The 13,353-nt window shown below is 67.9% G+C and carries 8 protein-coding genes and 1 pseudogene; 6 read left to right on the plus strand and 3 right to left on the minus strand.

The features are described from left to right. Window positions 1-45: 45 nt before the first annotated feature. A pseudogene (locus tag ABE463_RS10970) lies at window positions 46-3,654 on the plus strand (SbcC/MukB-like Walker B domain-containing protein); the annotation flags it as partial. A gap of 40 nt (window positions 3,655-3,694) precedes the next feature. On the opposite strand, the gene ABE463_RS10975 reads toward ABE463_RS10970, so the two are convergent. Then, window positions 3,695-4,471 (minus strand): TSUP family transporter, encoded by a 777-nt coding sequence (locus tag ABE463_RS10975; protein WP_123730914.1) that lies wholly within the window; start codon window positions 4,469-4,471, stop codon window positions 3,695-3,697. 62 nt (window positions 4,472-4,533) lie between these two features. Between ABE463_RS10975 and ABE463_RS10980 the strand changes: the two genes are divergently transcribed. Further along, window positions 4,534-4,929, plus strand: a complete 396-nt coding sequence (locus ABE463_RS10980; RefSeq protein WP_346468180.1) for a YchJ family metal-binding protein — start codon at window positions 4,534-4,536, stop codon at window positions 4,927-4,929. Here ABE463_RS10980 and ABE463_RS10985 read toward each other — a convergent pair. Further along, a complete protein-coding gene (locus tag ABE463_RS10985; protein ID WP_346468181.1) occupies window positions 4,908-6,215 on the minus strand; it encodes a GGDEF domain-containing protein in 1,308 nt (435 codons plus the stop codon). The two genes, ABE463_RS10980 and ABE463_RS10985, sit on opposite strands and share 22 nt — an antisense overlap. A 171-nt stretch (window positions 6,216-6,386) precedes the next feature. Between ABE463_RS10985 and egtB the strand changes: the two genes are divergently transcribed. From egtB to ABE463_RS11005, 4 genes are read left to right on the plus strand one after another with little or no spacing between them, the layout of a single operon-like run. Next, window positions 6,387-7,673 (plus strand): ergothioneine biosynthesis protein EgtB, encoded by a 1,287-nt coding sequence (gene egtB, locus ABE463_RS10990; RefSeq protein ID WP_259260770.1) that lies wholly within the window; start codon window positions 6,387-6,389, stop codon window positions 7,671-7,673. After that, the gene (gene egtD / locus ABE463_RS10995; RefSeq protein WP_346468182.1) at window positions 7,670-8,644 is read left to right on the plus strand and encodes an L-histidine N(alpha)-methyltransferase; all 975 of its coding nucleotides are present in this window, start codon (window positions 7,670-7,672) and stop codon (window positions 8,642-8,644) included. Before egtB ends, egtD begins: the two co-directional genes overlap by 4 nt. 55 nt (window positions 8,645-8,699) lie before the next feature. Then, window positions 8,700-10,868 carry a lytic murein transglycosylase gene (locus tag ABE463_RS11000; RefSeq protein WP_346468183.1) on the plus strand — a complete coding sequence of 723 codons (2,169 nt, stop codon included), beginning with the start codon at window positions 8,700-8,702 and terminating at the stop codon, window positions 10,866-10,868. A 56-nt stretch (window positions 10,869-10,924) separates the two neighbouring features. Next, entirely contained in the window at window positions 10,925-11,644 is a 720-nt protein-coding gene (locus ABE463_RS11005) for a GYF domain-containing protein (protein ID WP_346468184.1), read from the plus strand. Between the two features lie 7 nt (window positions 11,645-11,651). On the opposite strand, the gene ABE463_RS11010 is transcribed toward ABE463_RS11005, so the two are convergent. Beyond that, the gene (locus ABE463_RS11010; RefSeq protein WP_346468185.1) at window positions 11,652-12,842 is read right to left on the minus strand and encodes a benzoate/H(+) symporter BenE family transporter; all 1,191 of its coding nucleotides are present in this window, start codon (window positions 12,840-12,842) and stop codon (window positions 11,652-11,654) included. Between the last annotated feature and the right edge of the window lie 511 nt (window positions 12,843-13,353).

A 13,353-nucleotide genomic window follows, 5' to 3' on the forward strand; every position in this document is an offset into this window, starting at 1 on the left:
CGCGCGCCCGCGCGCCGCTGCCCTGCCTGGATTGCTAGCCCTGCCATGACCGTCCACATTCCCGCACCCGCTCTGTTCCCCGGCGACCAGCCCGACCCGCGCGCGCAGCAGTTCCGCATGCGCCGCCTGCAGGTCCACAACTGGGGCACCTTCTCCGGCCTGACCGAAGTGCCGATCGCCGAACGCGGCTTCCTGTTCGTCGGCCGCTCCGGCTCGGGCAAGTCGACCCTGCTCGATGCGATGTCCGCGCTGCTGGTGCCGCCGGCCCTGGTCGACTTCAACGCCGCCGCGCGCGAAGCCGAACGCAGCGGCCGCGACCGCAACCTGGTCTCCTACGTGCGTGGCGCCTGGGCCGACCAGCAGGACAGCGGCACCGGCGAGATCGCCACCCAGTACCTGCGTAAAGGCGCTACCTGGACCGCGCTGGTGCTGGAATACCGCAGCAATGACGGCCGCATCGTCAGCCTGGTGCGCCTGTTCTGGATCGCCGGCAACGGCGCGGCCGCGGCCGACGTGCGCAAGCACTACATGGTGGCCGAGCGCAGTTTCGACATCGCACGTGACCTTGGCGGCTTCGACCTGGACCTGCGCAAGCTCAAGCAGCGCCTGGGCGATGTGCACCACTTCGACAGCTTCGCCAGCTATGCCGAACGGTTCCGCCACGTGCTCGGGATCGAGAACGAGATGGCGCTGCGCCTGCTGCACAAGACGCAGTCGGCGAAGAACCTTGGCGATCTGAACGTGTTCCTGCGCGACTTCATGCTCGATGCACCGCGCACCTTCGATGCGGCCGAGCGGTTGGTCGATGATTTCGCCGAACTCGATGGCGCCCATCAGGCCGTGGTCACCGCGCGCCGCCAGGTCGAAACCCTGCTGCCCGCACGCGGCCACTACGCCGACCTGCAGGCGCTGCGCCGCCAGCGCGAAGACCTGGATGAGATGAAGCTGGGCATCGACGGCGTGCGCGAGCAGCGTCGCCTGGCCCTGCTTGAGGCGCGTCTGCTGGAACTGGATACCCGCGACCGCGGTCTGTCCGGGGAAGAAGGCCAGCGCCGCAGCGCGCTGGACAACCATGAAAGCCACCTCGCCGAGCTGGAAGCGCAGCGTCGTCAGCAGGGCGGCGAGCGCATCGAGGAACTGGAGCGCGAGCAGGGCCGTGTGGCCCAGGAGCGCGACCGCCGCTTGGCCAAGCGCAGCCAGGCCAACCACGCCAGCCGCGAACTGGGTGAAACCCTGGCCGAGAGCGCGCACGGCTTCGCCGAGCAACTCGCCCGCGCCCAGGCCCGCCTCGACGACGGCCAGCGCGCTGCGGCCGAACTGGACGAAGCCATTGCCGAGCGCATGGGCGGCAAACGCGACGACGAACGCCGCTTCGCCGAGGTGCGTTCGGAACTGGAGGCGCTCAAGCGCACCCCGTCCAGCATCCCCGCACCCATGCAGCAGCTGCGCGCACGCCTGAGCAGCGATACCGGCATTCCCGAGGCGGCGCTGCCGTTCGTGGGCGAACTGCTGCAGGTCCGCGACGAAGACGCCGCATGGCAGGGCGCCATCGAGCGCGTGCTGCACGGCTTCGCGCAATCGCTGCTGGTCGATGAGCGCCACCACGCCCAGGTCTCGGAGTGGATCAACCAGACCCACCTCGGTACCCGCCTGGTGTATTACCGGGTGCGCCGCAACGACGATGCACTGCATGGCCGCGAGCCGGGCGCACGTTCGCTGCTGCACAAGCTGGTGCTGCGCGAGCACGGCTATGCCGGCTGGCTGCGCCGCGAGCTGGGCAAGCGCTTCGACTACGAATGCGTAGATGCACGCCACCTGCGCGATACCGACCGCGGCATCACCAAGGAAGGCCAGGTCAAGCACCCGGGCGAACGCTTCGAGAAGGACGATCGCCACAACATCAGCGACCGCCGCCGCTGGCTGCTCGGCTTCAACAACCGCGACAAACTGGACCTGTACGAGCGCGAAGCGATCGAACTGGCCCAGCGCATCGCCGCCTGCGACAGCGATGTGGCCGGCCTGCGCGCGCAGCGCGAACAGGACGGCAAGGCCCGACTGGCCTGCCATCAACTGTGCACGCTGGGCTGGGACGAGATCGATGTGGCCGCACCGCTGCAGCGCCTGGACGATATCGCCCAGGCCCTGCACGACCTGCGCGAAGGCAACGCCGACCTGCGCAAGCTGGGCGAACAGATCGAGAAGACCCGCGCCGACGTGGCCCAGGCCAAGCGCACCTATGAAGACGTGCGCGTGGAGCGCGGCCAGCTCAGTCGTGAACACGAACGCCTCGAGCGTCTGCACGAGCAATGCGCGCCGCTGGCCAAGCGCGTGGTCACCCCCCTCCAGCAGCAGGGCCTGGACGAACGCCTCAAGGCGCTCGGCGTGCTCAGCCTGGAGAACCTGGAAGCCCACTTCCGGCAGATCAGCAACACCCTCAACGAACAGCTCGGCGGTTCCCAGGCCGAACACAACCGGCTGGAGAACCTGCTGCTCGGCTGCTTCCGCCGCTACTGCCAGGCCTGGCCGGAAGACAGCGGCGACTTCACCGTCAGCCTGTCCAGCGCCGAAGATTTCCTGGCCCGCCTGCAACGGCTGGAGAACGATGGCCTGCCGCAGCACGAGGCACGCTTCTTCGATCTGCTGCAGAGCCAGAGCAAGAACAACCTGCTGGCCCTGCAGCGGCACACGGCCGAGGCGCGCAAGTCGATTGCCCAGCGCTTGGACGAGGTCAATGCCTCGCTGGAACAGGTGCCGTTCAACCGCGGCACCCTGCTGACCATCGAACTCACCGACCGCCGCCTGCCCGAAGTGCTGGATTTCCACCAGCGCCTGCGCGACGTGCTGTCCCAACAGCAGACCGACCAGCGCGAGCTGGCCGAAGCGCAGTTCGCGGTGCTGCGTGAGCTGGTCGCCAAGCTCGGCTCGCAGGAAGGCGAGGACAAGCGCTGGCGCGAGCTGGTGCTGGACGTGCGCCTGCACGTGGAATTCGTCGGCGTCGAACTCGATGCCGCCACCCGCCAGCAGGTCGAGATCTACCGCAGCGGTGCGGGCAAGTCCGGCGGCCAGCGCCAGAAGCTGGCCACCACCTGCCTGGCCGCCGCGCTGCGCTACCAGCTCGGTGGCGCCGACGGCCAGCTGCCCAGTTACGCGGCGGTGGTGCTCGACGAAGCCTTCGACAAGGCCGACAACGAGTTCACCGCGCTGGCGATGAACATCTTCGACAACTTCGGGTTCCAGATGGTCGTGGCCACCCCGCTGAAGTCGGTGATGACGCTGGAACCGTTCATCGGCGGTGCCTGCTTCGTGGAGATCAGTGGCCGCCACGACTCCGGCGTGTTGCTGATCGAGTACGACGACGAGGGCAAGCGCCTGAAGCTGCCCGAGCGTGCCCGCACCGGCGAGCCGACGGCGGTACCGGCACCGGCCGTGATTGCCGCGCCGGACGTGATCGATGCCCCCGAGGCGATGGCTGCCTCGGTCGACGAAGACGCCCACGTCGAGGCCGAGGTCGAGGTCGTGCAGGCACCGGCAGCCGTGCCGGCATCCCGCGCGAACAAGGCCGCGCCCAAGGTACCGGCGAAGAAAGCGGCAAAGAAGACGGCCACCAAGGCCGTACCCAAGGCCGCCGCCAAGAAGCCGGCCAAGCCCAAGCGCTGAGCAACCAACGGGTCAGCCCCAGGGCTGGCCCGTCCTGCTAACCGGCGAAGGTATCCCAGCCCATCCGGGCGATCAGCACCACCACCAGGCCGACGAACAGCTTGCGGATGAAGGGCGTGCCGCCGCGCAGCGCCATCCGCGTACCGACCACCGAGCCGATGATGTTGGCCGCGGCCATCGGCAGCGCGAACAGCCACAGGATGTTGCCGGTCGGCACGAAGAACGAGATCGCCGCCACGTTGGTCGCCAGGTTCACCACCTTGGAGGCGGCCGACGCACGCAGGAAGTCCAGCCCGAAGAAACGCACGAACAGGAAGATCAGGAAGCTGCCGGTGCCGGGCCCGAAGAAGCCGTCGTAGAACCCGATCACGGCACCGATGGCCAATGCGGTCACCAGCTCCTTGCGGCCGATCTCGCGCGGGCGGTGCAGGGCACCGAAGTCCTTCTTCCACAGCGTGTAGCCGAGCATCGCCACCAGCAGCACCAGCACCAGCGGGCGTACCGCGTCCTTGGGCAGCAGGCTGACCGCCGTGGCCCCGGCAAACGAGAACACAAACGCCGTGCCCGCCGCAAACAATACCGGCCGCCACGGAAAGCGCACATTGCGCGCATAGCGGAACGCGGCGGCCGCCGTGCCGAACATCGAGCTGAATTTGTTGGTGCCGAACAGCATCGCCGGCGTGTGCTGCGGCAGGACGGTGAACAACCCGGGCAGCTGCACCAGCCCGCCGCCGCCGACGGCGGCATCGACCAGGCCGGCGATGAAGGCGATCGCCACCAACCAGAACAGCTCAGGGGGAACCATCTCAAGCACGGCGGGGCATCGCAACGCAGGGCGCGCAAGCATACGCCCGGTCATCGCGCGACAATACCCCCATGACCACCGTCTCTTCCGATCCCTGTCCCTGCGGCCGCCCGCTGGCCTACGCCGCCTGCTGCGGCCTTTACCATGCCGGCACCCCCGCGCCGGATGCCGAAGCGCTGATGCGCTCGCGCTACAGCGCCTACGTGCGGCACCTGGCCGACTACCTGCTGGCCAGCTGGCACCCGTCCACGCGCCCGGCCGAGCTCTCGCTGGCCGAAGCACCCGGCCAGCGCACCCGGTGGCTCGGGCTGACGATCCACGCCCACACCCGCTCAGATCCCGACCACGCCCAGGTGCGCTTCACCGCGCGCTACAAGGTCGGCGGCGGCAGTGCGGTGAAAATGCTGGAACACAGCCGCTTCGTCCGCGAAGACGGCCGCTGGTTCTATCTCGACGCGTTGCCCTGAGCCAGTGCGGTCGCGCGCACCGGCACGGTGCCCTGCTGGCCAAGTGCACGCACACAGTTGCGGCCGGCGTCCTTGGCCGCATACAGCGCCTGGTCGGCGGCCTTGATCACCGCCTGTGGACTGTCCGCCACCCGGCTGTCGGCCACACCGATGCTCACCGTCACCTGCACCACCGCGCCGTTGCCACCACGCCCACGTTGCAGCTGCCCCACCGCATCGTCGCGGCTGCGTGCGGCGCGGTCGCGCAGATGCATCCGCACCCCCTCGATCGTCGCGCGGACCTCTTCCACGGCCGCCACGCAGGCCGGGGCAGGGCGATCCAGGAACACCAGCGCGAATTCCTCACCGCCATAGCGGAACGCGCGGCCACCCCCGCCTACCTCGGCCAGTCGCGCGGCCACCAGCTTGAGCACGTCATCGCCGGCATCGTGGCCGTGGGTATCGTTGAAACGCTTGAAATGATCCACGTCCACCATCGCGATGGTGTAGGTGGCGCCCACGCGCTGCAGATATTCATTGAACGCGCGACGCCCGGGCAGGCCGGTGAGCTCATCGCGGAAGGCCATGTGGAATGCCTCCTGCAACATCGCCGAGACGATCAGCAGCAGCGCCATGCAGCTCACCGCCGGCAGCAGCGCCGGCGAGACGAACACCCGCGGCAGCAGCCACCACAGGCAGAGCAGGGCGATCAGCAGGGCGGTGTGCAGCGGGCGGGGGCGTCGCCAGGCCTGGACAGCCAAGGCCACCGTCGTAATGAGAAACAGCAGCGCCGGGAGTTGGGCCAGCGCATTCCAGTCGCTGGGCAGCCAGGCCAGGTGGCGATCGGATAGCAGCGCCTGCATGCCGTCGGGAACCTGCGTGGCCAACAGCAGGAAGATGCCCAGGGCCGTCCCGCTGACCACACCGCGCAGCAACAGGTCCTGGCGCAGCCGTCCGCGTTCGGGCCACAGCCCATGCAGCAGGAACAGCAGTGGCAGCCACCACGACACAGCATGGAAGATCAGCGGGGTCTGTGCCGAAACAACGCCATCGCGCAGGAACGTGCCGACCACACCATGCAGCAGGCAGAACGCCAAGGCGATGGCCAGCATCAGGCACAGCGCCCGGACGCGGTTGTAGATCAGCGCCAGGCCGACACCCAGGCAGGCCAGCACCATCGGCAGCAGGCGATGCACCGAACTGCCGGCTTCCGCCGCGGGGGTGGCGGCCCACAATCCCAGCGCCACCAGTACTGCAGGCAGCACGAACAGATAGTGACTGGGCTGGCGTAGCAGATGCGTCCGCAAGAGGGGGTCCACGTGGTGGCCGGCGCGCCGTGGCTGCAGCGTGCAAACCGGACTACACAGGCGATGGGTCTTCCCCGGTAGCGGCCTGCGCGTATTCAACTTGAGCCATGTCACCGAATCGATGCGGTGCCATGACGTGGCACTCACCCCGCCTGGTCGATCCTCACCGCAATGAATACCGCCGTCGCTGCCGCACTACCGCACACTGCCGCCCCGCCATCGCCGCTGGCCGTCCGCTACGCCACCGTGCGTGCACGCACGCTCGCGCTGGCTGCACCGCTCAGTGCCGAAGATGCCATGGTCCAGAGCATGCCCGACGCCAGCCCGGCGAAATGGCACCTGGCCCATACCACGTGGTTCTTCGAGCGCTTCGTGCTGGCGACCCGCCCCGGCTACGCCCCGATCGATGCGGACTGGCACTACCTGTTCAACAGCTACTACCAGAGCATTGGCCCGGCCCATGCACGCCCACAGCGCGGCCTGCTCTCGCGCCCCACGCTGGACGAGGTGCTGCACTTCCGCGCGGAGATCGATCAGCGTGTGCTCGCCGCACTGCAGGCCGGCAATCTGAGCGAGCAGGCCCAGCATCAGCTTCTGCTCGGCCTGCACCATGAGCAGCAGCACCAGGAATTGCTGTTGACCGACATCAAGCACGCGTTCTGGTCCAATCCACTGCAACCGGCGTACCGCACCGATCTCCCGGCAAGCCCGGCGCGTGCGCTGCCGCTGCAGTGGCGCAGCAGCCCGGAACGGATCGTGGAGATCGGCGCACCGGTGTGGCCCACCCAGTCGACGTTTGCGTATGACAACGAATCGCCGGTGCACCGCGCGCTGGTCCCGGCGCATGCGCTGGCCAACCGCCCGGTCAACAACGAGGAGTACCGTCAGTTCGTGCAGGCCGGCGGCTATCGCGAGCCGCGCTGGTGGATGAGCGAAGGCTGGACGCTGTGCCAGGAACAGCAGTGGCAGCACCCGCTGTACTGGGATGACGCGCTGGAGCGCGAGTTCACTCTGGGCGGCTGGCGCGCGCTCGATCCGCATGCACCGGTCTGCCACCTGAGCTATTTCGAAGCCGACGCCTACGCGCGTTGGTGCGACGCCCGCCTGCCCACGGAGTTCGAATGGGAAGCGGCGACGGCGGGCCGCGCCCTGCGTGGCCGCTTTGCCGATGCCGATCAGCTGCACCCGGGCGGCGCGGAGGAAGAGGGGGACATCGTCCAGTTGTTCGGCGATGTGTGGGAATGGACCAGCAGCGCCTACGGGCCCTATCCCGGCTTCCGTACCTTCCCGGGCAACCTGGGCGAGTACAACGGCAAGTTCATGTGTGGGCAGTGGGTGTTGCGCGGCGGAAGTTGTGCGACCCCGGCAGATCACCTGCGCGCCAGCTACCGCAACTTCTTCGCCCCGTCGGCCCGGTGGCAGTTCGCCGGCCTGCGCCTGGCCCGGGACGTCGCATGAGCTCGGTCCGTGATGCGCTGGATGCACTGACCGATCTGCAGCCCGATCGTGACCGGATCACCGCCGACATCCTGCGCGGGCTCTCGTCCACGCCGAGGCAGCTGCCGTCCAAGTATTTCTACGATGCTCACGGCTCGGCCCTGTTCGAGCAGATCACCCGGCAGCCGGAGTACTACCCGACCCGCACCGAACTGCAGCTGCTGCAGGACTGCGCGCATGACATCGCCAAGGTGGTCGGCCCGCGCCTGCACGTGGTGGAACTGGGCAGCGGCAGCGGCCGCAAGACCGAGTTGCTGCTGCACGCGCTGCGTGACCCGGTCGCCTACACCCCGATCGAAATCTCGCGCGCCGCTCTGCTGGACAGCATCACCCGGCTGGCACCGTCGCTGCCGGATATCGAAATGCTGCCGGTCTGCGCCGACTTCACCCACCCGGTCCAGTTGCCGTCGCCGCAGCGCGAGCCCGCCCGCCACCTGGTGTTCTTCCCCGGCTCGACGCTCGGCAACTTCGCCCATGACGACGCCATCGCACTGCTGAAGGCGATGCGCCAGACCATGGGTCCGGATGGCATGGCCCTGATCGGCATCGACCTGCACAAGGACGCGGCGTTGATCGAAGCGGCGTACAACGATGCCGCCGGGGTCACTGCCGAGTTCACCCTCAATCTGCTGCGTCGGCTCAACCGCGACATCGGCAGCGATTTCGATCTGGACGGCTTCCGCCATCGTGCCCGCTACAGCGTGCCGCGGCTGCGCATCGAAACCGAGCTGGTCAGCCAACGCGCGCAACGCGTGCACGTAGATGGCCAGGCCTTCGAGTTCGCCGAAGGCGAAGCCATGACCGTGGAGTACAGCCATAAATACACCGATGCGGTGTTCGCCCGCATGGCCGCCGATGCCGGCCTGCAGGTGACCGCCCATTGGAACGCGACCGATCCGGCCTTCGGCCTGCGCCTGCTGCAACCGGTCTGACCTGCGCGGCATTGCCGCTATGATGCAGGTCCACTGGCTGCAAGGATTCCCGCCAATGCGATGGTCGCCCCTGTTGTTGGCCGGGCTGTGTCTCGGCGTACCGTCGATCACGGTCGCCGCGCCGGATGCCTTCTCCACGTGCCTGGTCACCCTCAAGGCCCAGGCCGGCAAGCAGGGCATCACGGCCGAGCGCTTCGACACGCTCACCGCCGGGCTGACCCCCGATCCCAGCGTCTTGCCGCTGCTTGACGCGCAGCCGGAGTTCACCACGCCGTTGTGGGATTACCTGGCCGCATTGGTGGATACCCAGCGCGTGGCGGATGGGCGTGCCCGCCTGGCCGAGCACCGGGATCTGTTGGCCCGGGTATCGACCGAGTACGGCGTCGATCCGGCCACGATCGTCGCGGTCTGGGGCGTGGAGAGCGATTACGGCCGCGTGTTCGGCAAGCGCCCGTTGCTGCAGTCGCTGGCCACGCTGTCCTGCCAGGGCCGCCGACAGCCGTTCTTCCGCGGCGAGCTGCTGGCCCTGCTCAAGCTGATCGATGCCGGTGACCTGCGTGCCGAGGGCCTGACCGGCTCGTGGGCCGGCGCCTTCGGCCACACCCAGTTCATGCCCTCCACCTATGCACGTATCGCGGTGGATGGCGACGGTGATGGTCGCCGCGATCTGGTCGCCTCGATTCCCGATGCGCTGGCCTCCACCGCCAACTACCTCAAGAAGGCGGGCTGGCGGACCGGGCAGCCATGGGGCATCGAAGTGAAGATTCCGGCTGGCCTCAACGCCAGCGTGGCCGGGCGTACCCAGCGCAAGCCACTGGCCGACTGGCGCGCGCTGGGCATCGTCCCGGTGGCCGGTGGTGCTCTGGCGCCCGCGGGGCTCCCGGCCGACAGCAACGCCGCGCTGCTGCTGCCCACCGGGACCAAGGGCCCGGCCTGGCTGGTGTTCCGCAATTACGATGCGATCTACGCCTACAACGCCGCCGAGAGTTACGCGCTGGCGATCGCAACACTGGCCGATCGCCTGCGTGGCGGAACCGGCATCGCCGCCGCCTGGCCAACCGATGATCCTGGCATCGGCCGCACCGAACGCCGCGAGCTGCAGACCCTGCTGCTGGCCCGCGGCCACGATATCGGTACCGCGGACGGCATGATCGGTACCGCCACCCGCCGCGCCATCCAGGCCGAGCAGCAGCGCCTGGGCTGGACCCCCGCCGATGGCCGCGCCGGCCAGCGCATCCTCACCGCCCTGCGCGGTGCTCCTCCTTCTTCCACACCGACCATGCCTGCATCTACCGTGTTCACCCTGCCGCCCAATCACGCCCAGTACGTCCAATCCCCGGCGGCGCCGCGCGCGGCCCTGCCCAAGGTGCCCGGGCTCAGCCTGGCCGACATCCAGGGCTTCCCCGCGTGGACGGTCCAGACCCCGTTCGCCACCGCCGCGATCAGCGTGTTCGGCGGCCAGTTACTGTCCTATGTGCCCAAGGGCGGGCAGGACGTGATGTGGCTTTCGCCCAGCGCCCAGCCGCTGCCGACCCCGATCCGTGGCGGCAGCCCCGTGTGCTGGCCCTACTTCGGCCGCCAGGGGCAGGGCAATGACGTGCCCTCGCATGGCTTCGTCCGCAACGTGCCGTGGACCCTGCAGCAGGCCCGTCGCGAGGCCGATGGCACCATGGTGCTGACCCTGGCCCCGCCCGTGCTGGAGAACCTGGACCTGCGCCTGCGCATGGAGCTGCGCATCGGCCGCACCCTGGAACAGCGCCTGATCACCGAAAACACCGGCCGCGAACCGGTCGCCTTCACCCAGGCCCTGCACAACTACTTCCATGTCAGCGATGCGATGCAGGTCAGCGTGGAGGGGCTGGATGGCCTGTCCTACCTGGACAAGTTCGAGAACTACGCCACCCCGCGCCAGCAGCAGGGCGACTGGAACCTGCGCGACCCGCGCGATCCCGGCCGCAGCGACCGCATCTATACGCAGGCCGGCGGCCGCTACGTGCTCAAGGACCCGGGCCTGAAGCGCCGCATCGAGATCACCACCACCGGCAGCCGCTCGCTGGTCGCCTGGAACCCGGGCGAGGCCGGCGCCAGCAAGATGGTCGATGTCGGGGCCGGCTGGCGCAACTATGTGTGCCTGGAAGCGGCCAATGCCGGCCCGGATGTGGTCACTCTGCCTGCCGGCGCCAGTCACACGCTCACCCAGACCTTCCGCGTGCTGCCCCTGTAACGCTGCAGCCGACGGCCGGACGGGCGAACCGGTGCCTCTCCCTCAAGGAACGGGTCATGTCCGATACCCCGTGGTACTACGCCGATGCCAGCCAGCAACGGCAGGGCCCGCTGTCCACTCAGGAGTTGCGACGTCTGCACCACGCGGGCCAGATCGATATCGACACCCTGGTCTGGTGCGCTGGCATGCCGCAATGGAAGCCCCTGCACGGTGTGGCCGAGCTGTCCCCGCAGGCATCGGCGCATGATCCTTACACTGCGCCTGCGTCCAGTCTGGAGAAGGGCAGCGGCCAGGCGCTGGCGGCGCTGGACAGCAACCTGCAGGCCTATGAAGTCTTCGTGGGCCGCAACTTCCCGGTGTACCAGCGCAAGTGGCGACTGGCCAAGGCAGCCTCCAACGCCAACAGCTGGAATTGGCCAGCCTTCCTGTTCGGTGCGTTCTGGATGCTGTATCGCCGCATGTATGCGGTCGCGACCGGGTGGATTGTCGTGCTGTTCGGCCTCTCCATCGCCGAGGGATTCATCGGCGCCTCGAGTAACGCATCCACCACAATCACCCTGGGCGCCGGTGCCGCGGCCGGTTCGCTGGGCAACCAGCTTTACCTGTGGCATGCGAACCGCATCATCGCCGAAGCCAGGATGCGCCATCCGGACAACGAGCAGGCCCTCCACGCCGAGCTGGCCCGTCGCGGCGGTACCCGCTGGTGGGCGGTGGGCTTGGGCCTGCTGACCTGCATGCTCGTGCTCGGTGCGCTGTCTTTCCTGTTCGACCCCTGAGTCGGGCTCAGCCGCGCGCTGCCGACGGTCGCAGCGCCAGCAGACAGATGCCGCCGGCGACCAAGCCCCAGAACGCCGAGCCGATCCCGGCCAGCGACAGGCCCGAGGCGGTCACCAGGAAGGTCACCAGCGCCGCCTCGCGATCGGCCTCCTCACGCAGGGCCGTCGCCAGGCTGTTGGCGATGGTGCCGAACAGTGCGATGCCGGCCACGCAGGCCACCAGTTCCTTGGGGAAGGCGGCGAACACGGCCGCCACCGTCGCCCCGAACAGGCCCACCACGATATAGAAGGCGCCCGCGGCCACCGCGGCGGCATAACGGCGGGCCGGATCCTCGTGTGCCTCACGGCCCATGCAGATCGCGGCGGTGATCGCGGCCAGGTTGAGCCCATAGGCGCCAAACGGGGCGAGCAGCGTGTTGACCACCCCGATCCAGCCGATCACCGGCGATACCGGGGTGTCGTAGCCGGAGGCACGGATCGCCGCTACGCCCGGGATGTTCTGCGAGGCCATGGTGACCACGAACAGGGGCAGGGCGATGCCGAACACCGCCGACCACGACAGCGTCGGCCAGGTGAAGACCGGCGTGGCCAGTTCCAGCCGTACGTCCTGCATATGAAGCAGGCCCTGACCGGCCGCCACCATGACACCGACAAGCAGGGTGGCGATCACCGCATAGCGCGGGAACAGCCGTCGCCCGATCAGCCAGGTGGCGAACATCGCCAGTGCCATGCCCAGCTGGGTGCCCATCGAGACGAACACATCCAGCCCGAAGCGCAGCAGGACGCCAGCAAGCATGCCCGCGGCCAGCGCCATCGGCACACGCTTCATCAGCTTCGCGAAGATCCCCGAGAAGCCGGCAAGCATCCCGAGCACGGCAGCCAGAACAAACGCACCGATCGCATCGCTGTAGCCGGCCGCGCCCGCACCCACCACGAGCATGGCCGCACCCGGCGTGGACCATGCAGTGACGACCGGCATCCGATAGCGCAGTGACAGACCAATACAGGTCACGCCCATGCCAAGGCCCAACGCCCACATCCACGAGGCGATCTGCGCCTGGTCGGCGCCTACCGCGCGTGCGGCCTGGAACACGATCACCGCCGAACTGGCGAAGCCCACCAGTACCGTAATGAAGCCCGCCATCACCGCAGGCAGGGAGAGATCGCGCCACAACGAACGTTTGCCTACCGCCGACATCGCATGCATTCCTGATGACAAGAGATGCATTGTTAGCAAGCCAGCGGCAGCACGCGCAACGCGCGTGCTGCCGCGCTTGTCGATGAGCAGCACGTATGGATGACGCGTTGATGAAAAAGATCGACGAAAACGCTTGACGAATTTTCAGAAGTCTTTAGTATTCGCTCCCTCGCTGCGACGCGGTCTTCACCCCGGTGAACTCCCACCCGCAGCGACGGCAACAAGCTTCGAAAGAAGGTGTTGACGGAAACGAAAAGCCTGACATAATAGGCGGCTCGCAACGACGAAAGCCTCTGAGGCAAACGACGAAGCGGCATCGGCAACAACGGTTCACTTCGGTGAAACGGCCTTGAAAAAAGGTGTTGACGAAGCAGATAAGCCGGTCTATAATGGGCGGCTCGCAACGACGGAAACGTCGGGGCACACGGAGGAAGGCGCTGAGGCCGACTCCAAAGTTCTTTGACAGTATGCGCAGGTATCTTGTGAAGGCGCCTGCAGGAAGGATGTATGT

The organism is Stenotrophomonas sp. TWI819 (assembly GCF_039673075.1).
Taxonomy (GTDB): Bacteria; Pseudomonadota; Gammaproteobacteria; order Xanthomonadales; family Xanthomonadaceae; genus Stenotrophomonas; species Stenotrophomonas rhizophila_B.

What these genes read in the sequence shown, in the direction of transcription:
- egtD (WP_346468182.1), top strand. Translation starts at nt 7,670, where the DNA reads ATGAGCTCGGTCCGTGATGCGCTGGATGCACTGACCGATCTGCAGCCC.
- ABE463_RS11000 (WP_346468183.1), top strand. Translation starts at nt 8,700, where the DNA reads ATGCGATGGTCGCCCCTGTTGTTGGCCGGGCTGTGTCTCGGCGTACCG.
- ABE463_RS11010 (WP_346468185.1), bottom strand. Translation starts at nt 12,842, where the DNA reads ATGTCGGCGGTAGGCAAACGTTCGTTGTGGCGCGATCTCTCCCTGCCT.
- ABE463_RS10980 (WP_346468180.1), top strand. Translation starts at nt 4,534, where the DNA reads ATGACCACCGTCTCTTCCGATCCCTGTCCCTGCGGCCGCCCGCTGGCC.
- egtB (WP_259260770.1), top strand. Translation starts at nt 6,387, where the DNA reads ATGAATACCGCCGTCGCTGCCGCACTACCGCACACTGCCGCCCCGCCA.
- ABE463_RS11005 (WP_346468184.1), top strand. Translation starts at nt 10,925, where the DNA reads ATGTCCGATACCCCGTGGTACTACGCCGATGCCAGCCAGCAACGGCAG.